This window comes from Roseomonas indoligenes, assembly GCF_017813365.1.
In the GTDB taxonomy this organism is placed as follows: domain Bacteria; phylum Pseudomonadota; class Alphaproteobacteria; order Acetobacterales; family Acetobacteraceae; genus Roseomonas; species Roseomonas indoligenes.
This window is the reverse complement of sequence record NZ_JAGIZA010000006.1, coordinates 249,317-275,576: the sequence shown is the minus strand read 5'-3', so window position 1 is coordinate 275,576 and position 26,260 is coordinate 249,317. Positions and strand designations below refer to the sequence as shown.

At 71.7% G+C, this 26,260-nt stretch carries 20 protein-coding genes; 12 read left to right on the top strand and 8 right to left on the bottom strand.

The features are described 5' to 3' along the window. Positions 1-26 precede the first annotated feature (26 nt). From J5Y10_RS12890 to J5Y10_RS12865, 6 genes are read left to right on the top strand one after another with little or no spacing between them, the layout of a single operon-like run. Positions 27-1,643 carry an ABC transporter substrate-binding protein gene (locus J5Y10_RS12890; RefSeq protein WP_209374106.1) on the top strand — a complete coding sequence of 539 codons (1,617 nt, stop codon included), beginning with the start codon at positions 27-29 and terminating at the stop codon, positions 1,641-1,643. Next, positions 1,640-2,671, top strand: coding sequence for an ABC transporter permease (locus tag J5Y10_RS12885; protein WP_342452908.1), 1,032 nt, complete (start codon positions 1,640-1,642; stop codon positions 2,669-2,671). Before J5Y10_RS12890 ends, J5Y10_RS12885 begins: the two co-directional genes overlap by 4 nt. Then, on the top strand, positions 2,668-3,513 hold the full coding sequence (locus J5Y10_RS12880; protein WP_209374104.1) for an ABC transporter permease: 846 nt from the start codon (positions 2,668-2,670) through the stop codon (positions 3,511-3,513). Before J5Y10_RS12885 ends, J5Y10_RS12880 begins: the two co-directional genes overlap by 4 nt. Next, positions 3,510-5,180, top strand: a complete 1,671-nt coding sequence (locus tag J5Y10_RS12875) for a dipeptide ABC transporter ATP-binding protein (RefSeq protein ID WP_209374102.1) — start codon at positions 3,510-3,512, stop codon at positions 5,178-5,180. Before J5Y10_RS12880 ends, J5Y10_RS12875 begins: the two co-directional genes overlap by 4 nt. Positions 5,181-5,187: 7 nt before the next feature. Beyond that, the gene (locus tag J5Y10_RS12870; protein WP_209374100.1) at positions 5,188-5,949 is read left to right on the top strand and encodes an SDR family oxidoreductase; all 762 of its coding nucleotides are present in this window, start codon (positions 5,188-5,190) and stop codon (positions 5,947-5,949) included. Next, on the top strand, positions 5,949-7,367 hold the full coding sequence (locus tag J5Y10_RS12865; RefSeq protein WP_209374098.1) for an NAD(P)-binding domain-containing protein: 1,419 nt from the start codon (positions 5,949-5,951) through the stop codon (positions 7,365-7,367). Before J5Y10_RS12870 ends, J5Y10_RS12865 begins: the two co-directional genes overlap by 1 nt. A gap of 39 nt (positions 7,368-7,406) precedes the next feature. Here the strand turns inward: J5Y10_RS12865 and J5Y10_RS12860 are convergent, their stop codons facing one another. The 4 genes from J5Y10_RS12860 to bdcA all read right to left on the bottom strand — a co-directional run bounded on the left by J5Y10_RS12860 (position 7,407) and on the right by bdcA (position 16,316). Further along, positions 7,407-8,612, bottom strand: coding sequence for an MFS transporter (locus tag J5Y10_RS12860; protein ID WP_245214627.1), 1,206 nt, complete (start codon positions 8,610-8,612; stop codon positions 7,407-7,409). A 127-nt stretch (positions 8,613-8,739) separates the two neighbouring features. Further along, the gene (locus J5Y10_RS12855) at positions 8,740-13,863 is read right to left on the bottom strand and encodes an alpha-2-macroglobulin family protein (protein WP_209374097.1); all 5,124 of its coding nucleotides are present in this window, start codon (positions 13,861-13,863) and stop codon (positions 8,740-8,742) included. A 137-nt stretch (positions 13,864-14,000) separates the two neighbouring features. Then, positions 14,001-15,464, bottom strand: coding sequence for an MFS transporter (locus tag J5Y10_RS12850; protein WP_342452907.1), 1,464 nt, complete (start codon positions 15,462-15,464; stop codon positions 14,001-14,003). Positions 15,465-15,602: 138 nt separating this feature from the next. Then, positions 15,603-16,316 (bottom strand): SDR family oxidoreductase, encoded by a 714-nt coding sequence (gene bdcA, locus J5Y10_RS12845; RefSeq protein WP_209374095.1) that lies wholly within the window; start codon positions 16,314-16,316, stop codon positions 15,603-15,605. A 75-nt stretch (positions 16,317-16,391) separates the two neighbouring features. On the opposite strand from bdcA, the gene J5Y10_RS12840 reads away from it, so the two are divergent. The 3 genes from J5Y10_RS12840 (at position 16,392) to J5Y10_RS12830 (ending at position 18,546) form a co-directional block, all read left to right on the top strand. Then, positions 16,392-16,994: a TetR/AcrR family transcriptional regulator gene (locus J5Y10_RS12840; RefSeq protein ID WP_209374093.1), complete on the top strand. Its 603-nt coding sequence runs from the start codon at positions 16,392-16,394 to the stop codon at positions 16,992-16,994. Between the two features lie 80 nt (positions 16,995-17,074). Further along, entirely contained in the window at positions 17,075-17,899 is an 825-nt protein-coding gene (gene map, locus J5Y10_RS12835; RefSeq protein WP_209374091.1) for a type I methionyl aminopeptidase, read from the top strand. Then, positions 17,896-18,546 (top strand): carbonic anhydrase, encoded by a 651-nt coding sequence (locus tag J5Y10_RS12830; RefSeq protein WP_209374089.1) that lies wholly within the window; start codon positions 17,896-17,898, stop codon positions 18,544-18,546. The genes map and J5Y10_RS12830 overlap by 4 nt, the downstream gene beginning before the upstream one ends. Before the next feature lie 300 nt (positions 18,547-18,846). On the opposite strand, the gene J5Y10_RS12825 is transcribed toward J5Y10_RS12830, so the two are convergent. After that, positions 18,847-20,724: a putative bifunctional diguanylate cyclase/phosphodiesterase gene (locus J5Y10_RS12825; RefSeq protein ID WP_209374087.1), complete on the bottom strand. Its 1,878-nt coding sequence runs from the start codon at positions 20,722-20,724 to the stop codon at positions 18,847-18,849. Between the two features lie 389 nt (positions 20,725-21,113). On the opposite strand from J5Y10_RS12825, the gene J5Y10_RS12820 reads away from it, so the two are divergent. The 3 genes from J5Y10_RS12820 to J5Y10_RS12810 all read left to right on the top strand — a co-directional run bounded on the left by J5Y10_RS12820 (position 21,114) and on the right by J5Y10_RS12810 (position 23,796). Next, on the top strand, positions 21,114-21,887 hold the full coding sequence (locus tag J5Y10_RS12820) for an SDR family NAD(P)-dependent oxidoreductase (protein ID WP_209374085.1): 774 nt from the start codon (positions 21,114-21,116) through the stop codon (positions 21,885-21,887). Between the two features lie 127 nt (positions 21,888-22,014). Further along, a complete protein-coding gene (gene radC, locus J5Y10_RS12815; RefSeq protein ID WP_245214626.1) occupies positions 22,015-22,806 on the top strand; it encodes a RadC family protein in 792 nt (263 codons plus the stop codon). A 45-nt stretch (positions 22,807-22,851) separates the two neighbouring features. Then, entirely contained in the window at positions 22,852-23,796 is a 945-nt protein-coding gene (locus J5Y10_RS12810) for a S1C family serine protease (protein ID WP_209374083.1), read from the top strand. A gap of 183 nt (positions 23,797-23,979) precedes the next feature. Here the strand turns inward: J5Y10_RS12810 and J5Y10_RS12805 are convergent, their stop codons facing one another. The 3 genes from J5Y10_RS12805 to J5Y10_RS12795 all read right to left on the bottom strand — a co-directional run bounded on the left by J5Y10_RS12805 (position 23,980) and on the right by J5Y10_RS12795 (position 26,071). Then, entirely contained in the window at positions 23,980-24,633 is a 654-nt protein-coding gene (locus tag J5Y10_RS12805; protein WP_209374081.1) for a hypothetical protein, read from the bottom strand. Next, positions 24,578-25,210: a TerC family protein gene (locus J5Y10_RS12800; RefSeq protein WP_209374079.1), complete on the bottom strand. Its 633-nt coding sequence runs from the start codon at positions 25,208-25,210 to the stop codon at positions 24,578-24,580. Before J5Y10_RS12800 ends, J5Y10_RS12805 begins: the two co-directional genes overlap by 56 nt. 219 nt (positions 25,211-25,429) lie before the next feature. Then, positions 25,430-26,071, bottom strand: a complete 642-nt coding sequence (locus J5Y10_RS12795) for a TerC family protein (RefSeq protein ID WP_209374077.1) — start codon at positions 26,069-26,071, stop codon at positions 25,430-25,432. Positions 26,072-26,260 lie beyond the last annotated feature (189 nt).

Genomic DNA, 26,260 nt, shown 5'->3' with positions numbered 1-26,260 from the left:
GGACCAACAGGGAACCGGGTGCGCGCATGAAGATCAATCGTCGTCAGACCCTCGGCGGCGGCCTCGCCACCGGGCTCATGGCTGCCATGCCCATGGGCGGCGCCCATGCGCAGACCCGCGCGGAAACGCTGCGCCAGGTCACCGGCGGCACGATCAACACGCTGGACCCGACCATGCCGGGCGCCACCCGCGAGTCCTTCGGCCTGTCGATGAACGTCTATGACCGCCTGGTCGCCTTCGGCCGCAAGCAGGTGAACGGTCTCTGGGTCTTCGACCACGACAACATCCGCGGCGAGCTGGCCGAGAAGATCGAGCGCAGCCCCGATGGCCTGAAGTTCACCCTCACCCTCCGCCGCGACGCCAAGTGGCACGACGGCACGCCCGTGACGGCCGAGGACGTCAAGTGGTCGCTGGACCGCCACGTCTCCTCCAAGTCCCTCGCCGCCCCGCAGTTCCAAACGGGCAGCCTCACCTCCCCCGACCAGTTCAGGATCGCCGGCCCCGGCGTGATCGAGGTGCACCTGGCGAAGCCGGACCGCCTCGCGCTGTCGAACCTCGCCGTCCCCTACGCCATCATGATCAACTCCACTCTCGCGAAGAAGAACGCGACGCCGGACGATCCCTGGGCGCAGAAGTGGCTGCAGAACAACTCCGCGGGCTCCGGCGCCTACATCGTCGAGACCTTCCGCCCCGGCGAGCAGGTGGCGCTTCGCCGCAACGAGAACTGGAAGGGCGGCCCCGACGGTAAGCTCCCCTTTTTCCGCCGCATCATCGCACAGACCGTGCCTGAGGCCGCGACGCGCGCCAACCTCATCGAGCGCGGCGACGCCGACCTCTCCATCGACCTCCAGGCCAGCGACATTTCCTCGCTGGAGAGCCGCGGCCGCGCGAAGGTGCAGTCCTTCCCGCAGACCAACGGCTTCACCCACATCTCCTTCAACACGCAGCTCGCGCCCTTCGACAACGTGAAGGTCCGCCAGGCCCTCGCCGCCGCCCTTCCCTACGACGCCATGTTCAAGGCCGCCCTGTTCGAGCGCGGCAAACCCCTCTTCAACGGCAGCTGGACCGGCACCCCGCCCACGGCCGAATTCCCCATCGCCATGCCCGTCCGCACGGACATCGAGAAGGCGAAGGCGCTGCTGGCAGAAGCCGGCCACCCCAACGGCTTCAGCACCACCTTCACCTTCTCCCTCGGCCAGGCCGCCATCGCGGAGCCGGTGGCCGCCCTGGTGCAGGAAGCCCTGGGCAAGATCGGCGTGAAGGTGGAGATCCAGAAGGTCACGGACGCCCAGCTCAACACGCTGCAGTCCGAGCACAAGCTCGCCTTCTACACCGATGCCGGTACCGCCTGGCTGCCCGCCACCTACTACTTTTTCTACCTCTACTTCACGCGCGACCAGCGCTGGAACTTCGCCAGCTGGAACAACCCCCGCATCGCCGAGCTCGCCGACAAGGCCCGCTTCGAGACCGACAGCGCGGCCTATGAGGCGGAGTGCAAGGAGATGATCTCCATCATGGCGGACCAGATGCCGCTGGTGATGCTCTACCAGCCCAACATGGACGCCGTGATGGGCAAGGCCATCGAGGGCTTCACCTACCAGTTCTACCGCCAGATCGACTTCCGGGACCTGAGCCGCGCGTGACCACGCTCGGTGCTATCAGCCGCCGCATCCTGCGGCGGCTGGTCTCCTCGCTGCCGGCCATCCTCGGCGTGGTGGTGCTCACCTTCCTGCTGATGCGCGTCCTGCCCGGGGATCCGGCCGTCTTCTTCGCCTCCGGCCCCAGCGCGGGCCAGCAGGAGATCGAGGACCTGCGCCGCTCGATGGGCCTGGACAAGCCCATCCCCGTCCAGCTCGCCCTCTACCTGCGGGACGTCGCCACGGGGAACCTCGGCAAGTCCATGACCACCGGCCAGCCCGTCGTCACGGACATGGCCCGCCGCCTGCCCGCATCGCTGGAGCTCACCTTCACCGCACTCTTCATCGCGCTCCTCGTCGCGCTCCCGCTCGGCATCGTCGCCGCGCTGCGCCCCGGCTCCCTCGTGGACCACGCCGTGCGCTTCATCTGCACGCTCGGCGTCTGCATGCCCACCTTCGTCTCGGGCCTGCTGCTGATCTACGTCTTCTACTACCTGCTGGGCTGGGCGCCCGATCCCACGGGACGCATCGACATCTTCTCCGCCTCACCGCCCGACATCACCGGGTTCCTGCTGGTCGATTTCGCCATCACCGGCGACCTGCAGGGCTGGTGGGCCGCCTTCACCCAGATCATCCTGCCCGCCTGCACCATGGCGCTCTTCGTCCTCGCACCCCTGGCCCGCATGACCCGTGCCAGCATGCTCTCCGTGCTCGGCAGCGACTTCATCCGCACCGCCCGCAGCGTCGGCCTGCCGGGATCGCGCGTCACCGTCACCTACGCGCTCCGCAACGCGCTGCTCCCCGTGCTCACCATCGCCGGCATCGTCTTCTCCACCATGCTCGGCGCCAACGTGCTGGTGGAGAAGGTCTTCTCCTGGCCCGGCGTTGCCTCCTACACCCTCGATGCCCTGGTTGCCTCGGACTACGCCCCCGTCCAGGGCTTCGTCCTCCTCATGGCCGGCATCTTCGTCCTGGTGAACCTGATCGTGGACATCCTCTACGGAATCGCGGACCCGCGGGTGAGCATCGAATGAGCGCGACCCTCCGACATGCCGGCTGGGTCATGCGCGGCAACCCCGTCACGGCCCTCGCCATCGCCGGCGTCGCGCTGCTGGTCCTGGTCGCGATCCTAGCCCCCTGGATCACGCCCTACGACCCCATCGCGAGCAGCGTCGCGGAAGCCCTGCGCCCCCCCAGCGCCGCGCACCTCTTCGGCACGGACCAGCTCGGCCGCGACATCCTCTCCCGCCTCATCATGGCCACCCGGCTGGACCTCATGATCGCCGCCAGCGCCGTCATCCTGTCCTTCGCCGCCGGCGCGGTCATCGGGGCCTTCTGCGGCTATCGCGGCGGCACGCTGGATCGCGTGGTCGGCCGCGTGGTGGACGTGCTGATGGCCTTCCCGCTCTTCGTCCTCGCCATGGCCATGGTGGCCGCGCTGGGGAACCGCGTGGAAAACATCGTCATCGCCACGGCCATCATCAACCTTCCCTTCTACATCCGCTTCGCCCGCGCGGAGGTGAACATCCGCCGCGACGCCGGCTGGGTGGAAGCCGCCCGCGCCGGCGGCGAAGGCCACCTCGCCATCGTCCTCCGCTTCCTCCTCCCCAACGTCCTCCCCGCCATGGCCGTGCAGATTTCCCTCAACCTCGGCTGGGCCATCCTCAACGCCGCCGGCCTTTCCTTCATCGGCCTCGGCGTCACCGCGCCCACGCCGGAATGGGGCATCATGGTCGCGGAAGGCGCGCGCTTCATCACCGCCGGCCAGTGGTGGCTCGTCGCCTTCCCCGGCCTCGCGCTCATGCTCACCGTCCTCTGCTTCAACCTTATGGGCGACGGGCTGCGCGACATCCTCGACCCCCGGATGCGCACATGACCGAACTCCTCCGGATCGAGGACCTCCGCGTCGCCTTCTCCACCCGTGCCGGAACCGTGGACGCCCTGCACGGCGTCTCCCTCTCACTGGAGAAGGGCCAAACCCTCGGCCTCGTCGGCGAAAGCGGCTCCGGCAAGTCCGTCACCGCCTATGCCATCACCCGCCTGCTGGACCGCGCGGGGAAGATCACCGGCGGCCGCATCCTCTTCCGCGGCACGGATGTCACCCGCGTGCCCGAACGCGACCTGCGCGCCCTCCGCGGCGCCGCCATGTCGATGATCTTCCAGAACCCCCGCGCCGCGCTGAACCCCATCCGCAGCGTCGGCGACCAGATCGCCGACGCCATCCGCGCCCACCGCGACCTGTCGAAGAAGGAAGCCCGCGCCCAGGCCCTGGACCTGCTGAAGGCCGTCCTCATCCGCGATCCCGAGACGCGCCTGGACGCCTACCCGCACGAGCTCTCCGGCGGCATGTGCCAGCGCATCATGATCGCCATGGCCATCGCCTGTGAACCCGACCTCCTGATCGCGGACGAGCCCACCACCGGCCTCGACGTCACCACCCAGAAGACGGTGATGGACCTCCTCGCCCGCATCACCGCCGATCGCGGCATGGCCATGGTCCTCATCACCCACGATCTGGGCCTCGCCGCCCAGTACTGCCGCGACATCGTGGTGATGGAGCGCGGCCGGATCGTGGAATCGGGCGAGACCCGCGCCCTCTTCAGCGACCCGCAGCACCCCTACACGCGCCGCCTCATCGCCGCCTCGCCCACCCCCCGCTCCACTGTGGAAGACCTGGCCCGCGCCGCCCAGGAAGCCGGGGAGGTCCTGCCCCCGATCGCCGCCACCCCGCGTCCCGCCCCGGAACCCGGCACCCCGCCCCTGCTGGAGGTCCGCAACCTCATCAAGGACTACGGTGCCCCCACCCGCGCCGTGGATGACGTCTCCTTCTCCATCCCCCGCGGCGGCAGCCTCGGCCTCGTCGGTGAATCCGGCTCCGGCAAGTCCACCCTCTCCCGCCTCATCTGCCGCCTGATCGACAAGACCGATGGCGACGTCATCTTCGACGGAGAGGCCATCGGCGGCATCCCCGCCCGCGACTTCCACCGCGCGCCCCAGCGCCGCGACATTCAGATCGTCTTCCAAGACCCCAACGACAGCCTGAACCCCCGCTTCTCCGCCTTCGACAGCATCGCCCACCCGCTGCGCACGCTGGAAGGGCTGCGCGACGGCGCCACCCTGAAGGCCCGCGTCGAGGAAGCCGCCCAGCGCTCCGGCCTGCCGCCCGAACTCCTCACCCGCTTCCCCCACCAGCTCTCCGGCGGCCAGAAGGCCCGCGTCGGCATCGCCCGCGCCATCGCCCTCCGCCCCCGCCTTCTGGTGCTGGACGAGCCCACCGCCGCGCTGGACGTCTCCGTCCAGGCCATCATCCTCAACCTGCTGGACCGCCTGCGGCGGGAGGACGGGATGGCCTTCCTCTTCGTCTCCCACGACCTCAACGTCGTCCGCATGATGTGCGAGCGCGTCGTCGTCCTCCGCCTTGGCAAGGTGGTGGAGGAAGGCAGCGGCCATTCCCTCTTCGCCAACCCGCAATCCGCCTACACGCGCGAACTCCTGGCCGCGATCCCCCACTTCGATCCCGCGCCCGTCCCCGTCCAGGCCTGAGGCATCCATGAGACTGAAAGACAAGGTCGCCGCCATCACCGGCGCCGCCTCCGGCATCGGCGGCGCCACTGCCCTCCTCTTCGCGCAGAACGGCGCCCGCCTCCTGCTGGCCGACCGCGACCACGCCCCGCTGGAAACCCTGGCCGACGAGCTCCGCGCCGCCGGCCACGACGTGCTCACCCTCGTCTGCGACGTGGCCGATCCCGGCGCCGCGGAGCGGGGCGCCCAGCTCGCCCTCGGCGCCTGGGGCCGCATCGACGTGCTGATGACCGCCGCCGGCTTCTCCACCGGCGGCAACGCGCTCACCACCAGCATCGAGAACTGGCACGCCGTGCTGCGCGTCCACCTCGACGGCACCTGGCTCTGGGCCCGCGCCGTCCTCCCCGCCATGCAGGCCCAGGGCTCCGGCAGCATCATCACCGTCGCCTCCCAGCTCGCCCGCGCGGGCGGCCGCAACAACACCGCCTACATCACCGCGAAGGGCGGAATCCTCGCCCTGACCAAGACCATGTCGAACGACTTCGCGGAGAGCGGCATCCGCGTGAACGCCCTCCTCCCCGGCGCTATCGAGACCCCGCTCCTCAACCGCAGCTTCAACCGCAACGCGGACCCGGACGCCGCCCGCGAGCGCTCCCGCGCCCGCCACCCCATCGGCCGCCTCGGCCGCCCCGAGGAAGTGGCCGACGCCGCCCTCTACCTCGCAGGCGACGCCGCCGCCTTCACCACCGGCCTCGAACTCGCCGTGGACGGCGGCTGGCTCGCCGGCTGATGTCCCTGGAAGCCCTCGCCGCCCAGGTCCGCGCCGACCTGGACAGGATTGCCCATCCCCGCGCCTCCTGGCTCACCCCTTACCGCGCCCTGGACGGCACGGAGGCGCTGGACGTCCTCATCGCCGGCGCCGGCCAGGGCGGCCTCGCCACCGCCCATGGCCTGCATCGCGCGAAGGTCACGAACATCCTGCTCGTGGACCGGGCCGAGCGCGGCCGGGAAGGCCCCTGGCTCACCTATGCACGCATGCCCACGCTGCGCTCGCCGAAGGACTACACGGGCCCGGACCTCGGCATCCCCAGCCTCACCTACCAGTCCTGGCACGAGGCGAAGTACGGCCCCGCGCATTGGGCGTCGCTCGACCTCATCCCGCGCGAGGACTGGGCCGCCTACCTCCTCTGGTTCCGCGACACGCTGAACCTGCCGGTGCAGAACGAGACCACCGTCACCGGCATCGCCCCGGCGAACGGCAACCTCCTCGCCGTCACCCTCCGTGCCGCCGACGGCACGGAGACGATCCGCCACACCCGCAAGCTCGTCCTCGCCACCGGCCAGGAATCCACGGGCGAATGGTGGATGCCGGATTTCCTGAAGGCCCTCCCCCAGCACCTCCGCGCCCACAGCGCCGACCCCATCGACTTCGCCGCCTTGCAGGGCAAGGTCGTCGCCGTCATCGGCGCCGGCGCCTCGGCCCTCGACAACGCCGCCATGGCGCTGGAGGTCGGCGCACGCGAAGTCCGCCTCCTCTGCCGCCGCGCGGAGCCGCAGGTCGTCCAGCCCTACCGCTGGCTCACCTTCACGGGCTTCCTCCGCCACCTCGCCGATCTCCCGGACGAGTGGCGCTGGCGCTTCATGTCGCGCATCCTCGGCCTGCGGGAGGGCTTCCCCCAGCACACCTGGGACCGCTGCGCCCGCCACCCCAACTTCATCCTCATGGCCGGCGCCCCCGTCACCGGTGCGTCGGCGGAAGGTGAGACCGCGATCCTCGAAACCCCGCGCGGTTCCGTGCGCGCGGACTTCGCCATCGCCGGCACGGGCATCGAGATGAATCCCGCGCTCCGCCCGGAACTCTCCACCTTCGCCACGAACATCGCCACCTGGGCCGACCACTACACGCCGCCCGCGTCCGAGCGGGACGACCGCCTCGCCCGCTTCCCCTATCTCGCCCCTGACTTCGCCTTTACCGAGCGGCGTCCCGGCGAAACCCCGTGGATCCGCGATGTCCACCTCTTCAGCATCGCCTCCACGATGAGCTTCGGCCCCTCCGGCTCCTCCATCAACGCGATGACCACGGCGGTGCCGAAGCTGGTGAACGGCCTCACCCGCGCCCTCTTCGCCGGGGACGTGGAGCGCCACTGGGCCGAGCTCCAGGCCTACGACGTTCCCCAGACGATCATCGCCCCGAAGATCCCCGCATAAGCGAAGGGCGGTTCCGGCACCCCGGAACCGCCCCCGCTATCACGCCAGTTCGGCGCCCCGTCGCTCCGGGATCAGCAGCCACAGCGCGAGCATGTCCAGCACGTAGAGCGCCGCCAACGCCGCGATCGCCGTCTCGAACCCTTGCGTCGCGGCCACCGCCGCCACCACCACCGGCCCGAACCCGCCCACCGCGCGCCCGATGTTGAACAGCACGTTCTGCGCCGTCGCGCGCACGGCCGTCGGGTACAGTTCGCTGATCAGCGCGCCGTAGCCGCCGAGCATCCCGTTCACGAAGAAGCCCATCACCGCCCCGCCGATCAGCAGCGCCGTCGGTCCCGTCAGCATGGAATAGACGACGACCATCACGGCCGCCCCGATCATGTAGCCCAGGAAGGCCGGGCGCCGGCCCACGCGGTCCGCGATCTGCCCGAAGGCATAGATGCCAACCGCCATCCCGAGGATCGTCACCGCCGTCCACACCGCGGACTGCGTCAGGCCGTACCCGAACCGGCTGTTCAGGTAGTTCGGCAGCCAGATCATCACGCCGTAATAGCCGAAGTTCTGCACGGAACAGAGGATCACCAGCCCCAGGCTGATCCGCGTCGTCTCCGCGTCCCGCACCAGCAGCCGGAGCGGAAAGCCCTCCTTCACCGCCGCCGCGCTCCGCTTTTCGAAGATCTCCGGCTCGTGCAGCGTGCGCCGGATGAAGAAGGCCACCACCGCCGGCAGCACGCCGATCGCGAACATGCCGCGCCAGCCGATCACCGGCAGCAGCAGCGGCGTCAGCACCGCCGCCAGCAGCACCCCGGCCTGCCAGCCCAGCCCGACATAGGAAGAAGCCCGCGCCCGCTTCGATGCCGGCCAGGTCTCCGCCACCAGCGCCATGCCGATCCCGAACTCACCGCCCAGCCCGAGCCCCGCAATGGTCCGATAGGCCAGAAGGTCCCAGTACCCCTGCGCCAGGGCACAGAGCCCCGTGAACACCGCAAACAGCACGATCGTCCAGGTCAGCACCCGCACGCGCCCCAGCCGGTCCGACAGCAGCCCGAAAATCAGCCCGCCCAGCACCGCCCCGACCAGCGTGCCCGTCACGAGCGAGGCCGCCTCGGCCTGCCCGAACTCCAATTCCGCCGAGATCGCCCGCAGCATGAATCCCAGGATGAGCAGGTCGAACCCATCCATCGCGTAGCCAACCGCCGAACCCCAGAGCGCCTTCCGCGCCTCGGGCGTTACGTCTTCTTCCATCGCCGTGTGCCTTTTTTTGTAACTGGCCCGGCCCCTATCCTCCCCCGTCACGCCTCGCACAAGCCGGCACGAGAGGCGGACCGGTTCCACCGGCCCGCCGCCCGAACCGCTCAGCAGGGCAGCGCCATCACGGCACCGGCGCCACGTTCACCCGCCCCGTGTTCTGCCGCGCAAACACCGCCGGGCGGTACATGTCCCGCACCTCCGCCCCCGGCAGCTCGAAGCGCCCCGCCGTCACCGCCCGCACCCGCACGGCGAAGCGCGCCACCGGACTCTCCGGCGTCAGCGTCACCGCCGCGGCGAAGCGGTCGTCCAGCGCCGGGAAGGCATCGGCCGCGGTCAGCTCGCCCAGGAAGTCCATCCCGGCCAGGATCCCCTCCCCGTTGAGCCGCCCGACGATCTCCCACCCCGCCGGCAGCCCCTGCTGCACCATGGCCCGGTGCGTCTCCCCGGTTTCCGCCCGCGCCTCGACCTGCATCAGGAACACCTGGTTCTGCCGCAGCGTGTCCAGGTTCACCGGCGTCCCATCCGGGTTGAAGAAGCGGCGGGAAATCCGCATTCCCGCCCGCCCCGCCACCGCCGGCTGCACAGGCAGCCCGGCCAGCGAGACGGCCTGCGGAACGGCCCGGTCGCCGAGGTTCCGCACCTCCGCCCGCCCCGCCAGCACCGCCGAGACCACCGGCGCCACCGCCAGCGCCCGCCCGTCCACTGAAACCCGCACCGGCCGCCCATCCTTGCCGAGCGAGGAGGCCAGCAGCACCCCCCAGGCCGCCTCCTGGGTGGAGGCCGCCTCCGGCGTCAGCTCGGCCCCGGGCACCCGGCCCAGCGCCTCCGCCATCCGCCCCTCCAACACGCCGCTCTCCTTCAGCAGCAGCGTCACCGCCAGCGCGTCGCGGGCCGCGCTGCCGTAATCCTCGTGCCAGGGACGCCGCCCGGGGGCGGCGAGCGCCGCCGCGAAGGCCTCCTCCGCCCTGGCCCGGTCGCCCATCCGCGCGAAGGCCGCGCCGAGCTGCGCCTTGGCCAGCGGCGTCGGCAGCCTCTCCAGATCCTCGAACAGCCGCCGCGCCGCCCCCGGCAGCCCGCGCCCGGCCAGCGCCAGCACGTACTGCCGGTATGCCGCCACCGCCTTGTCCAGCGGCTCATCACCATAGGTATTGTCCGCATCCTCGCGAATGCTCTTCAGCAGCGCGTCCAGCGGCGCTTCCGGCACCGTCGCCCCCGCCGCCTTCGCCCGCAGCAGCGCCTCCGCACCGTAGGAGGTGACGAAGCGGTCCGCCGGCCCACTCGCGGACCACAGCCCCAGGCTCCCGTCGAAGCGCTGCTTGTCCAGCACCTGCGCAATGGACCGCTGCATCCCGACATCGCGGTCCGGCGCCGCCTCGAAGCCCACCAGCGCCATCAGCCGGCTCGCCGCCTGCTCCCCGCAGGAGAAGGGGAAATCGACATTCACGCGCATCAGCGCCGCCGGGTCGTAGCGCACCGGCTGCCCCCAGGTCCCGCGCACGGAGGCCGTGCCCGGCACGAAACGCCCGAGATCCGGCGCCACCCCCACCGTCGCACCCGGCGCGACGGAGGCCACCGCCACCTCCCGCAGCAGCGGCCGCGGGGAACGCAGCGTGATCCGGCTCTCATGCGTCGCGCTGTAGCCACCGGGCCCGGTCACCGCCACGCGCACCACGCCCTCGCCCGCGCCCGTTACCCGCAGCGTCGCCGCCGGCAGCACCCGCTGCCCCTGCGCGAGGTCGCCGCCGAGATTGGCGCCACCATCCACCGAGAGCGGCCCCTCCACGGAAACGCTCGCCCGCACCCCGCCACCTGCCAGGTCCAGGTTGTGCAGCAGCACCGGCAGCCGTGCCTCGTCCCCGGGCGCCAGGAAGCGCGGCAGCAGCGCCTCCGCCACCACCGGGTCCCGCACCGTCACCGGCCGCGATCCGGACCCGACCCGATCCCCGGACCAGGCCACCACCATCAGCCGCAGCTCGCCATTGAAGTCCGGCAGCTCCAGCGGCACCACCGCGCGCCCGTCCGCGCCCACGGCCACCACGCCGGAGAACAGCGCCACCACTCGCTGCGGCGGCTGCACCCCCGCCAGGTCGCCATCATCGTCGCCGCCCTGCCGCAGCGTCGTCGGCTCGCCATCCGCCGGCGTGATCAGCCGCCCGTAGTCATCGCGGATATCCAGCCCCAGCTTCCGCCGCCCCAGGAAATGCGCCGCCGGATCGGGCGACTGGAAGCGCGTCAGCTGCAGGATGCCCTGGTCCACCGCCGCCAGCGTCAGATAGGCCGCACCCCCGGCATTGGAGACGCGCACCGGCACCTCCACCCGCTGCCGCGGCCGCAGCAGCGCCTCGCCCTCCACGGCCACCTCAAGCCGCCGCGCCGCCGGGTCCAGCCCCACCCAGGCCAGCCCGATGGCGCGCCTCGGCGTCGCGACACCACCCTGCACCGGCGCCTCGCCCGGCCGGAACACCGTCACCGCCACCCAGGCCCCCGGGCCCCAGCCGGCCTCCACGGGCACCTCCACATCCGCCCCGCCCGCCGGCACGTCCACGTCCCGCACGGAGAGCACGCGGTCCGTCAGCACCGCCACGCTCGCCCGCCCTGCGAAGGGCGGCGTGATCCGCAGCCGCGCCGTCCCGCCAACGGAATAGGCCTGCCGGTCCGCCGCCACATCCACTTTGTCCGGCACCGCCGGATCATCCGATCCCACCCAGCCCGAGCGGAACCGCATCGTGGCGATCGCCAGCCCCCCGGGCTGCGTCACTTCCAGCCGGTACCGCCCGAAGCCCAGCCGCCGCGCGAACCGCCCCGGCCGCCCCGGCGCCACGGTCAGATCAGCCGAATCCACCGGCTCGTCCTGCCACACCGTCGCGTAGCGCGCCGCGCCGTTGATCCGCGTCAGCCGCCAGGTCGGCCGCTCCCGCACCAGCCGCGCCCGCAGCCGCCCCGGCAAGGCCTGCCCGGTCGGCGAGACGAGCGCCGCCTCGATCGCCGCCTCCGCCCCGTCATCCACCGCGTCGTTCTGGAAAGCCGGCCGCAGCGCCACGAAAGGATTGGCGGAGCGCACGGGCACCGCCGCCGTCCCCCGCGTCCCGCGCCCGCCCGGCTCCGCCACCGTGACCACCACATCCGCCCGCAGGGGGCGCGAGGTATCCGGCAGGTTCGGCAGCGTCAGCGGCACCGCTCCCTTCCCGTCCGTGCCCAGCGCCGGCACGTCGATCGTCTGAAGCCCACCATCGAAGGGCTCCTCCGCCAACCCGAAGCGCCAGCCCTTCCAGGCCTCGAACGGCTCCGGCTCCACCGCCAGGCGCATCTCCGCCTGCCCCGTCAGCCCCGCCCCTGGCGCGCCGTAGAGGAACCGCGCCTCCACCGGCAGATCCAGCGGCGCCGTGCCCGTCAGCGGCCCCGGCGCCGGCCCGACCGTCACCGCCAGCCGCTCCGGCACGAAGGCCTCCACCTGGAAGCCGATGCTCGCGATCGGCGGCCGGTTCGGGTCCAGCAGGGCCTCGATCGTCCATCCGCCCGCCGGCGCCCCGGCGGAAAGCGTCGGCGCCCACAGCACCACACCCTCGGGCCCCCGGTCCGGCACCGCCTCGGCCGCCACCTGCCCGTTGGGCCGCCGCAGGCGCAGCCGGATCGGTAGGTCCAGCACCCGCCCCGCCGGATCGCGCGGCAGGAGGGACAGCTTCACGGACTCGCCCGGCCGGTAGATCCCCCGGTCCGTCCACAGGAAGGCATCGACAGGCCCCGGCCATTCCCGCCCCGTGACCCCACGGTCGGACAGGTCGAAGGAGGCCGCCTCCAGGTCCAGCGCCACCAGGTCCTCGCCCAGCTGCGCGTGCAGCGCCACCGGCGCCACGGGCCCCTCGCCCCGCAGCAGCGGCCCACCGAAGCGCGCCAGCCCGTCATCCCCGGTCGTCGTCTCGGCCAGGATGTCGTTGTTCCGGGCCATCAGCGCCACGCGCACGCCCGGTTTCGGCCGCGCGTCGCCCAGCCCGCGCGCCTGCACAGCCAGCCCCTCGCCGCCGCGCCAGGCCGTCAGCCCCAGATCGGTCGCCATGATCGGCAGCGCCGCCGTGTTGCTCACGTCCTGCTCGCCGTCCTGCGCGTTCCGCGCCAGCAGCACGAACAGCCCCGGCCCCGATCCCGTCAGCGCCTCCGGCAGCGGCAGCGCCGTGCGCTGCATCGCGTTCCGCGTGAAGCGCGGCACATCCGCCGTGCCCTCCCACACCACGCGCCCCCGGCTCTCCGGGATGTCCTCGGCCGTGTACCCGCTCAGCTCCTCGCCCAGCCGGTTGTTCTGCACCAGCGGCACGAGGTTGCGCTCGCTCACCCGCACCAGCCGCAGGTTCAGCCGCTCCACGTTCATCGTCGCCACCGTCACCCGCGGCGGCGCCCCGCGCGGCAGGATGAAGGCCTTCTGGTCGAAGCCGATCCGCTGCGCCCGGTCCGGCATCGCCACCTCCACCGGCAGGTCGGCGCGCAGGTTCACGCCCCCCTCGCCCGGCAGCCCGGCGCGCAGCACCAGCCGCGTCTTCCGCCCCCAGGGCAGCCCGGCCACGCAGAGCCGGTCGCCCTCCTTCAGCACCGCCAGCCCGGGGATCGCCGGCTCCGCCCGCACCCAGTCCTCAGGCTGCCAATTCGCCGCCTGCCGCGGGGTGATGGTGAACTGCAGGCAGGCCCGCGCCGGCTCCGCCTCCGGCTCCGTCTGCACGCGCCGCAGCATCATCCCCGCCTCGCGCCGCGCATCCGCCAGCGCCGTCTTCGCCGCCGTGTCCTCAGGCAGCCGCTCGACCACGGCCTCCATCACCTGGATCACCTGCGGCCAACGCGCCTGGCTCCGCAGCGCATCCGCCATCACGCGCAGGGAAGGCACCTCCGCCTCCCCCGACTCGACAAGGTTGAAGTTCTGCTGCGCCGCCTGCAGCGCCTTGGCCGGATCCGGCGGCACCCGCTTCATCGCCGCCTGCGCCAGCGAAAGCCACATCTCCGGCCGGGCCTGCCCCATCCCCAGCCGCTCCTCCCAGGCGGTCACGGCGGCGCCCCAGTCCGCCCGCCCCTCGGCATCCCGCGCCCGCCGCTCCGCTCCCTGACGCTGCGCCGGCGTGCCGCCCGCGGGGAACTTCGCGGTCAGCGCGGTGACGTAGCGGGAGGATTCGGCCGAGAGCCCCGGCAACTCGAAGCCTTGCGCGAAGGCCCCGCCGCTTCCCAGCAGGGAGGCGGCCAGCATCAGGCAGCGGAGCAGGCGCATGGTGTGGACCGGACCGTGATTCTCGTTTCGCGCAGCTTGCCACAGCCATGGCGCCCGCCCAGGGAGAGGATCGCCCGCGCTTCCTGAACTTTCCGCTACCGTTTCCGCTGAGACCCCGCCCCGTTCCGGCAGGCGGATCAGCCCGCCTTCTTCCGGTGCCCGGAGGCCTTCACCCCCGCATCCGCCGGCAGCAGGGCCGCGATCGGCATCGTCAGCAACGGCGGCAGCGCCGCCCCGAGGAAGGCGATGGCGAAATCCGCCACCGCCGGCGCCCCACGTCCCGCGATCGCGGAGGAGGCCGCCAGCCACGCCGCCCCCCAGGTGACGCCCAGCGCCATGAACAGCTGCTGCGCCGTCGCCGCGATCGCCGTCGCGCCGGAAAGCTTCGCCGGCGGCACATCCACGTAGCAGAGCGCGTTGGAGGAGGTGAACTGCAGGCTCCGCGCCAGCCCGCCCAACGCCAGCACGCCGAACACCGCCGCAAGCGGCCATCCCGGATTGAACAGCGCGCAGGCCACGAAGGAAAGGCTCACCAGCAGCGCGTTCCAGACCAGCACGTTGCGGAACCCGAACAGGCGGAGCGCCGCGCTCGTCATCGGCTTCATCGCGAAAGCTCCCAGCGCCGTCGCCAGGGTGATCAGCCCGGACACCGTCGCGGAAGCCCCGAACCCCAGCTGCAGGAACAGCGGAAGCAAGAAGGGCGAGGCCCCCGCCCCGATCCGGAACAGGCTGCCCGCCGCCACCCCGATCCGGAAGGACGGGAACGCGAACAGCGAAAGGTCCAGCGCCGGATTCGGCACCCGCCGCACCCAGCGCAGCGCCAGCCACCCCAGCCCGCCGCCCAGCACGAAGGCCAGCACAGCCAGCCATTCCGGCAGCACCCCGCGCCCCACCGTCTCCGCCCCGAACATCAGGAAAGCGAGCGAGGCCCCGATCAGCGTCACCCCCACCACGTCCAGCCGCGGCGGCTTCTCCTCCCGGCTGGCGGGAATGAACCGCCACACCGCCAGCAGGCCGATCGCCGCGATCGGCAGGTTGATCCAGAACACCGCCCGCCAGGTCACCGTATCCGTCAGGAACCCGCCCAGCGGAGGACCGAGGATGGGTCCCAGCAAGCCCGGCATCGTCAGCCAGGTGGTCGCCCGCACCACCTCCTCCGGCCGCACCTGCCGCATCAGCAGCAGCCGCGCGACGGGCACCATCATCGCGCCGCCCAGCCCCTGCAGCACCCGCGCCGCGACGAGCTGCCCCAGCCCCTGCGAAATCCCGCACAGCGCCGAAGCGAAGGCAAAGACCCCGATCGCGATCATGAAGACCCGCTTCGCCCCGAACCGATCCGCCACCCAGCCCGAGAGCGGGATGAACACCGTCAGCGCCACGAGGTAGGAGGTGATGGCCGCCGAAAGGTGCAGCGGCTCCGTCCCCAGGTCCCGCGCCATCGCCGGCAGCGCCGTCGCGATCACGCTGGAGTCCAGGTTCTGCATGATGAGGGCGGAGGCGACGATGATCGCCGTCAGCCGCGTGTTCGGGGGCGGCGCTGGAACCGGATCACCCGAGGAGGCCGCCACACCCTCCGCCGCGTCCAACCCCGAAACCGCCACGCCCCACCCCGCACGCAAGCCCGCCGGCCGTCCGGCCGGACCCTTATTGCGCCCGGCCGCGCCCCGCGCGAAGCCCCGGAACAGGGAGGAAGGGGACAAAAATGGGCGGGGCCCCGTCCGGTTCCCCGCCCCATGGGCTCAGGCGCCGAAGCCCCCGTCAATCGTGTGCATCGCCCCCGTCACGAAGCCCGCCTCCGGCCCCGCCAGCCAGGCCACCATCGCCGCAATCTCCTCCGGCCGCCCGTGCCGCTGGATCACCATCTTCCCGTAGAGCAGGTCCTTCAGCGGCCCCTCCGCCGGGTTCATGTCCGTGTCCACCGGCCCCGGCTGCACCGCGTTCACCGTGATCCCGCGCGGCCCGAAATCCCGCGCCAGCCCGCGCACCAGCCCCTGCACGGCCGACTTCGTCATGGCGTAGCCCGCGATCCCCGGGAACCCCACATGGTCCCCGACATTGGAACCAATCACCAGGATCCGCCCACCCTCCGGCATCCGGCGCGCCGCCTCCACCGCCGCGTGGTACGGCGCATGCACGTTGATCCGGATCATCCGGTCCACCGCGTCCGCATCCAGCTCCAGCGCGTCGCCCATCAGCGCCACGCCGGCATTTACCACCAGCACATCCAACGGCCCGCTCTCCCGGACCCGTGCGATCACCGCGTCACGGTCCGCGCTGTCCGTCACCGCCGCCGTCGCCCCCGTCTCCGCGGCCAGCCGCTCCGCCGCCTCGCGGGAACCGGCATAGGTGAAGGTCACCTTCCCTCCCTCCGCCGCCAGTCGCCGCACGATCGCCGCCCCGATCCCCCGGCTTCCACCGAGAACGAGAACGGACTTGCCCTGAAAACCGGCCACTGGCCTCTCCTTGAAGTTCAACGTAGTGACCACTACATAAAACTTCTGAAAGCCCCGTCAAGGCATTCTGTATCGATGGCTACAAATTCTCCAAGCTCGACCGGGCGTCCCAGGGGCCGCCCCCGCCGCTTTGATCCGGACCAGGCGGTCGCCACCGCCCAGCGCCTCTTCCACGCCCGCGGCTACGACGCCGTCAGCGTCGCCGACCTCACCCAGGCCCTCGGGATCAACCCGCCCAGCTTCTACGCCGCCTTCGGCAGCAAGGCCGGCCTCTACGCCCGCATCCTCTGCCGCTACAGCACCGCCGAGGGCCTCCCGCTGGCGGAAATCCTGCGCCCCGGCCGTCCCGTGGCCGAAGCCCTCACCGCCCTGCTGGAGGAATCCGCCCTCCGCTACGCCGCCGACCCCGCGGCCGCGGGCTGCCTCGCCATCGAAGGCACCCGCTGCAACGACCCGGAGGCGCGGCAGGCCGCCCGCGCCCTCACCGCCGCCGGCGAGGACACGATCCGCCGTTTCATCGCAGCCACCCATCCGGACGAGGCCGAACGCCTGGCCGACTACGTCGTCACCCTCATGGCCGGCCTCTCCACCAAGGCGCGCGAGGGCCACGGCCCCGACCGCCTCCTCGCCACCGCCCGCCTGGCCGCCTCGGCCCTGAAGGACGCCCTCCCGGCCTGAGCGCCGCGCGTCCCGGCTCCCCGCCCCGCGCATCCCCGTCATGCCTTGCAACCGCCGGATCGCGCGCGCATTTTCGCCGCATGGACCAATCGGCCGGCGAAGCGCGCCGCATCCCCCTGCACGGACCGGACGACTTCGAGGGCATGCGCCGCGCCGGCCGCCTCGCGGCCGAGTGCCTGGACATGATCACCCCCCATGTCCGCCCCGGCGCCACCACCGGCGCGCTGGACCAGCTCTGCCACGACTTCATGCTGGACCACGGCGCCACCCCGGCCACCCTCGGCTATCGCGGCTACACCAAGTCCTCCTGCATCAGCATCAACCACGTCGTCTGCCACGGCATCCCCGGCGACCGCGCGCTGGTGGACGGCGACATCATCAACATCGACGTCACGCCCCTGCTCGACGGCTGGCACGGCGACAGCTCCCGCATGTACGTCGCCGGCACGCCCACCACGAAGGCGCGCCTGCTGATGGACGTGACCTACGAGTCCATGATGCGCGGCATCGCCGCCGTGAAGCCGGGCAACACGCTCGGCGACATCGGCCACGCCATCCAGTCCTATGTGGAGAAGCACCGCTTCTCCGTCGTGCGGGACTTCTGCGGCCACGGCGTCGGCCGCAAGTTCCATGCGCCGCCGAACATTCTGCACTTCGGCCGTCCCGGTGAGGGCCCGGTGCTGAAGCCCGGCATGTTCTTCACCATCGAGCCGATGGTGAATGCTGGCCGCCCCGAGGTGAAGGTGCTGGATGACGGCTGGACGGCCGTCACGCGGGACCGCTCCCTCTCCGCCCAGTTCGAGCACATGGTCGGCGTGACGGAGACGGGCTGCGAGATCTTCACCCTCTCCCCCGCCGGCCTCACCAAGCCGCCCTACGCGACGCAGGCCACCGCCGAGGCATGAACCTCCCGCCTCGTCTGATCGAGGGCTATCGCGGCTTCCGCCACACCCGCTTCCGGCGGGAGCGCGAGAACTACGCCCGACTGGCCGAAACCGGCCAGAGCCCCGACGTCCTGATGATCGCCTGCGTGGACAGCCGCGTCGCCCCGGAGGTCGTCTTCGATGCCGACCCCGGCGAGATGCTGGTGGTCCGCAACGTCGCCAACCTCGTCCCGCCCTACCAGCCGGACGCGAACTACCACGGCACCTCCGCGGCCATCGAGTTCGCCGTCCGCACCCTCCGGGTCGGCCACGTCGTCGTCTGCGGCCACGCCTCCTGCGGCGGCATCAACGTCTTCCGCCAGAATGCCCTCCAGGGCACGGACACCACCGGCGGCGACTTCGTCGCCCAGTGGATGCAGATCGCCGCCCCCGCCACCCGCCTGGCCTGCGACGGCGTGGACCCCCTCCAGGACCAGACCGCGATGGAACTGGCCGCCATCCGCCAATCCCTCGCCAACCTCCGCACCTTCCCCTGGCTCGCCGAGCGCGAGCGCGCCGGCGACCTCGTCCTCCACGGCCTCCACTTCGCCGTCATGGACGGCGCCCTTCGCGTGCTGAACCAGGAAACAGGCGAGTTCGCCACGCTCGAGGACATGCCGCTGTCCTGAGGACCCTTGGTCCGACCCTGGGCGGACGGTCTGTCCCGGGGAGAGGAAGAAGGAATTCTTTCTCTCCCCGGCCCCCTCACCATCATCTTTTTCTAGGCTCTGGGCTTGCTCTGCTGACAGTGCGTCTCGGGTCGATGACCCGAGGCGACCGCAAGGGCAGGATCAATCCCTTCGCGCCGAGACCCCGTGTCAGTCGGGCGCGGCGGCAGCGGGACGGGGATCCAAGGGCCTCAGGCCCTTGGCGGGGATCCAGGGAGCAGCGCCCCCTGGTTCCGGCCCCATCAGAACAAGCGCAGCCCTCTAATTCGCCCGAAGCGCGATCCGCGGTGCCAGTGGGATCGGCTCGGGCGCCCCCTCCGCCGGCAGTCCGCGCAGCCAGCCACCCAGCGCCTCCGGCGTCATCGGCCGGGCAAAAAGGAAGCCCTGCACCGCGTCGCAGCCCAGTGCCCGGAGCATGGCCACCTGCCGCGGCGTCTCGATCCCCTCCGCCACCAGCTGCAGCCCGAGACTATGGGCCAGGGAAACGGTCGCCTTCACGATCTCCTCGGCCCGTACATCCATCCCCAGCCGCTGGATGAAGCGCTGGTCCAGCTTCAGCCCGTCCAGCGGCAGGCGCAGCAACTGGGCGAGGCCGGAATTCCCGGTGCCGAAGTCATCCAGCACCAGCCGCGCCCCGCGCCCGCGCAGCGCCGCCAGCCCGTCCAGCGTGCGGTCGCTCACCCGGTCCAGCAGCACCTCCTCGGTGATCTCGATCTCCACCGCCCGCAGGGAGAGGCCGGCCCGCTCGACCTGCGCGGCCAATTCCAGCGCTATATCCGCCCGCGCCACCTCGCTGGCAGAGAGATTCAACGCCAGCCGCGCCTCCGCCAGCCGTCCCCCGGCCGGTGCCTGGGCCTGCAGCGCCGCGAAGGCCGCCAACGCCTGTCCGCGCACGACCCGCCCGAGGAGGGCGCCCCGCTCCGGGCCGATGGCCGGGAATAGCTCCCCGGGCCGGACATGGCCGACATCAGGGTGGCCCCACCGCGCCAGCACCTCCACCGCCAGCACCGCCCCGTCCGGCGCCTTGCCGCGGCCGAGCCCAAGGATCGGCTGCAGCTGCGCCGTCGCCCCGGGAAGCCCGGAGGCGGCGTCCGCATCGAAGGCACGGAGGATGGCGGCGGCCCGCATCAGCTGCGCGGCATCTTCCGGGCTCGCGCGGCCGATGCTGCCGCGCACATCCCGCTTGGCCCGCACCAATGCCTCGTCGGCCACGCGGACCAGCATCTCCGCATCCGCGGCATGCGCGGGGGCGAGCGCGACCCCGAGCGTCGCCCCAAGCCGCAGCATCCGCTCGCCAAAGGGCACCGGCCTGTGCAGGGCGGCGCTGATCCGCTGCGCCACCGCGTCGGCCGTCACGTCGTCCCCGACGCCGGAGAGCAGGACGACGAACTCGTCCCCGCCGGTTCGCCCCACCGTATCGCCCGGCCGCACCGCCTCGCTCAGGCGGGCCGCCGCCTCCTTCAGCAGCGCGTCGCCGGCGGCGTGCCCCTCGCCGTCATTCGCCTCCTTGAAGTGGTCCAGGTCCACCGTCACCACGGCCACGGGCGTGCCGCTGCCCAGGGCATCCACCAGCGCGCCCATCGTCGCGCGCCGGTTCGGCAGGCCGGTCAGCGCATCCGTCAGCGCCGCCTCCCGCGCGTCGAGAAGGGCGCGCCGCAGCTCCAGGTTCGTCACCACGGCCCGTGCCAGGGTCCGCACCGTCCCGATCATCTCCGGGTCGAACTCGCGTGCCTCCCGGTCGATCACGCAGAGGCTGCCGAGCGCGTGCCCCTCCGTGTCCACCAGCGGCACGCCCAGATAGGCGCGGATGTCCGGCGCCCCCGTCACCAGCGGGTTCTCCTGGAACCGCGGGTCCTTCGTCGCGTCCTCCACGGCCAGAGGCCTGTCGGGGTTGAGGATGGTGTGCGCGCAGAAGGCCAGGTCGCGCGGCGTCTCCGCCACCTCCAGCCCGTGCCGGGCCTTGAACCACTGCCGCTCCGCATCGATCAACGAGACGAGGGCGATCGGGCTGTGGGTCAGTCGCGCGGCGAGGTCCACGATGTCGTCGAAAACCTCTTCGCTCTCGGTGTCGAGCACCTCGTAGGAGCGAAGCGCGGCAAGTCGGCTTTTTTCGTTCCGCGGCAGCGGCGCTGGCGGCATGGCGTCCTCCGAACCGTCAGCTCCGGCCACGTCCTCGGTCCCTCGCAAGGAGAGGCCATCGGAGGGCCGGAAGCAGGTGCAGCCAATTTTGGCATGGGCCCAGTCTGTCTCAACCCAAGGTTGAATCAAACAAAAGTTTATCGCTTTTGCGCCTGGAGAGACACTTTCCCCGAAACCGGCCATCGGCCGCGTCCGCAGTCGGCCCCCGGCTCCAAGCGGCTCTTGACGATATAGATGACGAGTATAATCCATTGGCCAGGGACGACGGTCATCTCGCGGCGGCGGACAGCCCCGTCCGTCGCCGCGGATCGCGCGACGAAAAGCCAAGCCGCTGCAGGCCGACCCTGCTGCAACGGCACCACGCCACCCAGCCCCGAAAGGCTCACCCCATGTCCACCGCCCTGATCACCGGCGCCTCCTCCGGCATCGGCGCCACCTATGCCGACCGACTCGCGCACCGAGGCCACGACCTGGTCCTGGTCGCCCGCGACGCCGCCCGCCTGGAAACCCTCGCCACCCGCCTCCGGGCCGAAACCGGCCGAAAGGTGGAGGTCCTCCCCGCCGACCTTACCGACCCCGCCGCCCTCCGCATCGTCGAGGACCGCCTGCGCGAGGACGCCGCCGTCACCCTCCTCGTGAACAATGCTGGCGCCGCCCTTCCCGGCGGCTTCGGAAGCACGGATGCCGATCGGCAGCAGGCCCTGATCCAGCTCAACATCACCGCCCCCACCCGCCTCGCCCGCGCCGCGCTTCCCCGCCTCGTGGCGCAAGGCGGCGGCGCCATCGTCAACATCGCCTCCGTCCTCGCCCTGGCGCCGGAGCTGATGCAGGGCATCTACCCCGCCACGAAGGCCTACATCCTCACCTTCTCCCAGGCCCTCCAGGCAGAGTTCGGTACCACCGGCCTCTATGTGCAGGCCGTTCTTCCCGCCGCCACCCGCACGGAGATCTGGTCCCGCGCGGCGATGGACCTGGCCCAGATTCCCGGCGTCATGGACGTGAACGAGCTGGTGGACGCCGCCCTGGTCGGCTTCGACCGGCGCGAGCCCGTCACCATCCCGCCCCTGCAGGACGAATCCGCCTGGACGGCCTTCGAGGCCGCCCGCCGGTCCATGCAGCCCGGCTTCCGCCAGGAGCACGCGGCGCAGCGCTACCGTGCCTGACCGAAGTACCTGACCAAGGCACCTAACCGAACGGGAAATGCGGCGCGCGGAAATCGGAGCGCGGGCCGCATGGACTTCCCGCGGCACCGCGCCCATCTTCACAAGATACGGAGTGCAGGAGGCGTTCTTGGGCACGCGGCGCGGCATGGAGGAAGCGAGTCCCGTTTTCTCCACCCTGCTCGACCTTGCGCCCGACCAAGCCAGCGCCCCTGCCCCGTCGCCTCCCCGTTCCGCCGAGCCCGCCCCTCCCCCCGGCCCCGAAGGTCACCGCAAGCGCCTGCGGGAAAAGCTGCTCCGCGCCGGCCCCGACGCCCTGGCGGATTACGAGCTGCTGGAGATGCTCCTTTTCCTCGCGCTCCCCCGCGTGGACACGAAGCCGCATGCCAAGCGCCTCATGGCCCGCTTTGGCAGCTTCGCCCGCGCCTGCAACGCGCCGGAGCACGAGCTGCGCGGCGTGGAGGGGATCGGAGAGGCCGCCATCGCCGCTCTCCGCCTCGCCCGCGCCGCCGCCCTCCGGCTGCTGGTGCAGGAAGCGCGGGAACAGCCCGTGCTCAACAACTGGGAACGCCTCATCGCCTATCTCACCGCCGCCCTGGCGCATGAGCCGGTGGAACAGTTCCGCATCATCTTCCTGGACAGCCGGAACCGCCTCCTGGCGGACGAACCCCAGGCCCGCGGCACCGTCAACCACACGCCCGTCTACCCGCGTGAGGTCGTCAAGCGCGCGCTGGAGCTCGGGGCCACTGCCCTGATCCTCGTCCACAACCACCCCTCGGGCGATCCAACCCCCTCCCGCGCCGACATCCAGATGACGGCGGAGGTCCGGCAGGCCGCCGCCACCCTCGGCATTCTCCTTCACGACCACCTCATCATCGGCAATGGCCGTCACCTCTCCTTTCGGCGCGAGAACCTTCTCTGAAACGCGGCGATTGACCGCCCGCCGCACCAACCCCACCCTTCCATTATGCGCGCCCCCCTCGCCGCGATCCGCTCCGGCCTCCTGGCTACCCCCCTGGCCGCAGCCCTGCTGCTGGCCTCCCCAACCGCCGACGCGCAGAGCGGCAAGCCCCCGCCGCTCGGTGGCGCCGGCGCGGCCGAGCCCGACTCCTCGGGGAAGCCGCCCCCGCTCTACGACATGCCCGACCCGGCCCCGCGGCGGCCCGGCCCTCCCTCGCGCCCTGACGCGCGCGCCCAACCGGGCACCCCGCCCGCCGGCAGGCCGGGCCCCGATGGCAAGCCCCCGCCGCTCGATCCCCGGAACGCCCCGCCGCCCAACGCGCGGGAGGTCTCCTCCGGCACCGGATTCATCATCGGCGACCGCCAGGCCCTCACCAACGACCACGTGGTCCGGGAATGCCGCTCCGTCCGCGCCCGCAACGCGGAGGGGCGGGAGATCACCGCCACCGTTCGCGCCCGTGACAGCGGCCGCGACCTGGCCATCCTCGACCTGCGGGAGAATGCGGGCCCGCCCCTCACCTTCCGCAACGCCCCGGATATCCGGCGCGGCGAATCGGTGATCACCTACGGCTTCCCGCTGGCCGGCATGCTCGCCTCCGGTCCCACCCTCACCACGGGCGATATCTCGGCGCTGGCCGGTCTCTCCGACAACCGCGCCCACTTCCAGATCAGCGCCCCCGTGCAGCCCGGCAACTCCGGAGGCCCGTTGCTGGACCTTGCCGGCAACGTGGTGGGCATCATCACCAGCAAGCTCAACGCCCAGCGCGTGGCCCAGCGCACCGGCGACATCCCCCAGAACGTCAACTTCGCCGTCAAGGCCGAACAGGCCCTGGCCTTCCTGCGGGAGAACCGGATCCAGCCCCGCGTGGCCACCAGCGGTCCGACCCGCACGGCTGCCGAGGTCGGGGAGACGGTAAATCCCTCGGTGCTGTTCCTGCGCTGCCTGGGATAGCCGAAGCCGTCGGTTGAGGCTCCCGGGCCGGTCTCGGGGCCGCAAGGCCAGCCCAGCCATGACAGAAAACTGGGCGATGTCGGGTTCGTAGCACCGCTCTGAACGGCAACGGGGAGAGGAAGAACTCTTCTTCCTCCCCCCGGGACAGATCGTCGGCCGGTCAGAAAAGCCGGGCCAGCCCGGTCAGCTACCCCGCGCCGCGCCGGCCACGGCCGCCGCGAAGGCCCGCGAGTCCGCCGAGGGTGCCGCGTTGCTGGGCATCGTCACCTGCACCCGCAGGAAGCGCCCGTCCGCCACGCCCACGCAGACCTGCCGCTCCACGCGCGTGCGGCCGAAGCTCCCTTCCAGCGCCGCGCAGGAGAGGTCGCCGCCACGGGCCGGCACGGTGTAGCGCTGCGCCACGGAGAGTTGCCGCCCGGTCCGGTCGGAGGGCAGCGCCGTCGCCTCTGAGACGGCGCGCTCCACCTCCGGCGGCAATTCGGCGGCCGTCACGCGGGGCTGGCCGAGATCGTAGAGGAACACGTAGGCCACGGCCACGCGGCGGGGGGTGACATATTCCACCACCTTGCCGGAAGCCGGGTCGCCCTGCGCCACGTCCTGCACCGCGTCCCGCTCGAAGCCGGCGGCCGCGGCCGGAAGCCGGGCCAGCACGGCCTCCACGGCCGGCCGCGCGCGCTGCACCGCGGCCTCGTCCTCCTCGGGGGTGGCGCAGCCGGCAAGGGCCGCCAGCGCCAGCATGGGAACGAGGCGGCTCACGCCCGCCCCGCCCGTGATCGTGCCCTTAATGCCCGGCCGGCGCGGGAAGCCCGAGCCCGAGACCCAGAGTCGTATCGGCAATCACCAGCCCTTCCCAAAGCAGCTTCACGCCGATCCAGGCGATCAGCGCCACGCCCAGATAGGCGATCCACTTGTAGCGATCCAGCAGCCGGGCCAGCAGCCCGCCGAGGATGCCCATCATGACGATGGAGACCACGAGGCCGATGATCAGCAGGGTCAGGTTGTCCCGGGCCACGGCGGCCACCGCCAGCACGTTGTCCAGGCTCATGGAAACGTCGGCGATCACGATCTGCCACAGCGCCGCCATCAGCGACTTGTCGTGGTGGGAATGCCCCTCGGCGTCCTCCTCCTTCTGCCCCTTGCGGAGCTCCAGCAGGAAGTTGACGGCGATGTAGAGCAGCGCCAGGCCGCCCACGATGTCGATCCACCACAGCGCCAGCAGCTGCTGCGCGATGACGGAGAAGATGATCCGCAGCACCGCCGCCGCGACGATGCCGAACATCACCGCCTTGTTGCGCTGGCTCTCCGGCAGCCCGGCCGCCGCCAGCCCGATCACCACCGCGTTGTCGCCGGAGAGGATGATGTTGAGCCACATGATCTGCAGCAGTTCCGGCACTGCCGAGGTGATCGCTTCCATGAAAGTCTCCGCTGTGACCCGGGCGCGGGAGGATGCGCCGCAGGGCCGGTGATCGGGGGAAGGGCCTTGCCCCGGGCGCATGCCCGGGCCCCGCCCGCGCGCGGACCCTAAACGCCGCTCCGGAAACGAGAAAGCGCCGCCCGGTCCCCCGGACGGCGCTTCCTGGATACATGACAGGGCCTTAACCCCGTCGTCATGTCGGCGAGGAGTTTTCCCCGCTCAGTGGCCGGCCGAGGGTGGCCGCGCCCCCGTGGTCCACCAGTGGCCGACGTCATGCCAGCCATCCCAGATCATGTCGCCGGCAACGTAGAGGATGACCAGCAGCCCGACCCAGGCGATCCAGCGGTGCCGTTCCAGCAGCCGCGCGATGAAGGTGGCCGCCACGCCCATCAGCACCACGGAGATGGCCAGGCCGACGACGAGCACGTCCAGGTGCTCCTTCGCGGCGCCGGCCACCGCCAGCACGTTGTCCAGGCTCATGGATACGTCGGCGATCAGGATCTGCCAGATCGCCTGCCGCAGCGTCTTCTGCGGCGCCCCCACCGCGTCGCCGGACAGGGCATGCGTCCCCTCGTTCTGCTCGTGGGAGTGCCGCAGCTCGCGGAACATCTTCCAGCAGACCCAGAGCAGCAGCAGACCGCCCATCAGCGTCAGCCCGACAATGGCCAGAAGCTGGGTCGTGACGGCCGCAAATCCGATCCGCATCAGCGTCGCCGCGCCGATGCCGTAGAGGATCGCCTTGCGCTTCTGCTCGGCCGGCAGGCCGGCCGCGGCCATGCCCACCACGATCGCGTTGTCGCCCGCCAGAACCAGGTCGATCAGCAAGACCTGCCCCAGAGCGATGAACCAATCCGCACCCATGCGCGAAGCGCCTCCCCACCGCACGCCCGCGCGGCGCCGGCCACGAATGATCGCGCGCCGGCCCCAAGGGTGGCTCCCAGGAGGCGGCACGCGGGCCGCGCCCTCGCGGCCTGCCACACCCGGCAGGGTTTCCCCGGGGGCGGTTCGCGGGACATAAAGAATAGGCAATCATTCGGCAACACATGATCC

Bases quoted from the DNA above. Each gene is read 5' to 3' on its own strand.
- J5Y10_RS12830 (WP_209374089.1), top strand. From the start codon at position 17,896: ATGAACCTCCCGCCTCGTCTGATCGAGGGCTATCGCGGCTTCCGCCAC.
- J5Y10_RS12840 (WP_209374093.1), top strand. From the start codon at position 16,392: ATGGCTACAAATTCTCCAAGCTCGACCGGGCGTCCCAGGGGCCGCCCC.
- J5Y10_RS12890 (WP_209374106.1), top strand. From the start codon at position 27: ATGAAGATCAATCGTCGTCAGACCCTCGGCGGCGGCCTCGCCACCGGG.
- J5Y10_RS12795 (WP_209374077.1), bottom strand. From the start codon at position 26,071: ATGGGTGCGGATTGGTTCATCGCTCTGGGGCAGGTCTTGCTGATCGAC.
- J5Y10_RS12880 (WP_209374104.1), top strand. From the start codon at position 2,668: ATGAGCGCGACCCTCCGACATGCCGGCTGGGTCATGCGCGGCAACCCC.
- J5Y10_RS12855 (WP_209374097.1), bottom strand. From the start codon at position 13,863: ATGCGCCTGCTCCGCTGCCTGATGCTGGCCGCCTCCCTGCTGGGAAGC.
- J5Y10_RS12810 (WP_209374083.1), top strand. From the start codon at position 22,852: ATGCGCGCCCCCCTCGCCGCGATCCGCTCCGGCCTCCTGGCTACCCCC.
- J5Y10_RS12865 (WP_209374098.1), top strand. From the start codon at position 5,949: ATGTCCCTGGAAGCCCTCGCCGCCCAGGTCCGCGCCGACCTGGACAGG.
- J5Y10_RS12875 (WP_209374102.1), top strand. From the start codon at position 3,510: ATGACCGAACTCCTCCGGATCGAGGACCTCCGCGTCGCCTTCTCCACC.
- J5Y10_RS12800 (WP_209374079.1), bottom strand. From the start codon at position 25,210: ATGGAAGCGATCACCTCGGCAGTGCCGGAACTGCTGCAGATCATGTGG.
- J5Y10_RS12870 (WP_209374100.1), top strand. From the start codon at position 5,188: ATGAGACTGAAAGACAAGGTCGCCGCCATCACCGGCGCCGCCTCCGGC.
- J5Y10_RS12825 (WP_209374087.1), bottom strand. From the start codon at position 20,724: ATGCCGCCAGCGCCGCTGCCGCGGAACGAAAAAAGCCGACTTGCCGCG.
- J5Y10_RS12860 (WP_245214627.1), bottom strand. From the start codon at position 8,612: ATGGAAGAAGACGTAACGCCCGAGGCGCGGAAGGCGCTCTGGGGTTCG.
- map (WP_209374091.1), top strand. From the start codon at position 17,075: ATGGACCAATCGGCCGGCGAAGCGCGCCGCATCCCCCTGCACGGACCG.
- J5Y10_RS12820 (WP_209374085.1), top strand. From the start codon at position 21,114: ATGTCCACCGCCCTGATCACCGGCGCCTCCTCCGGCATCGGCGCCACC.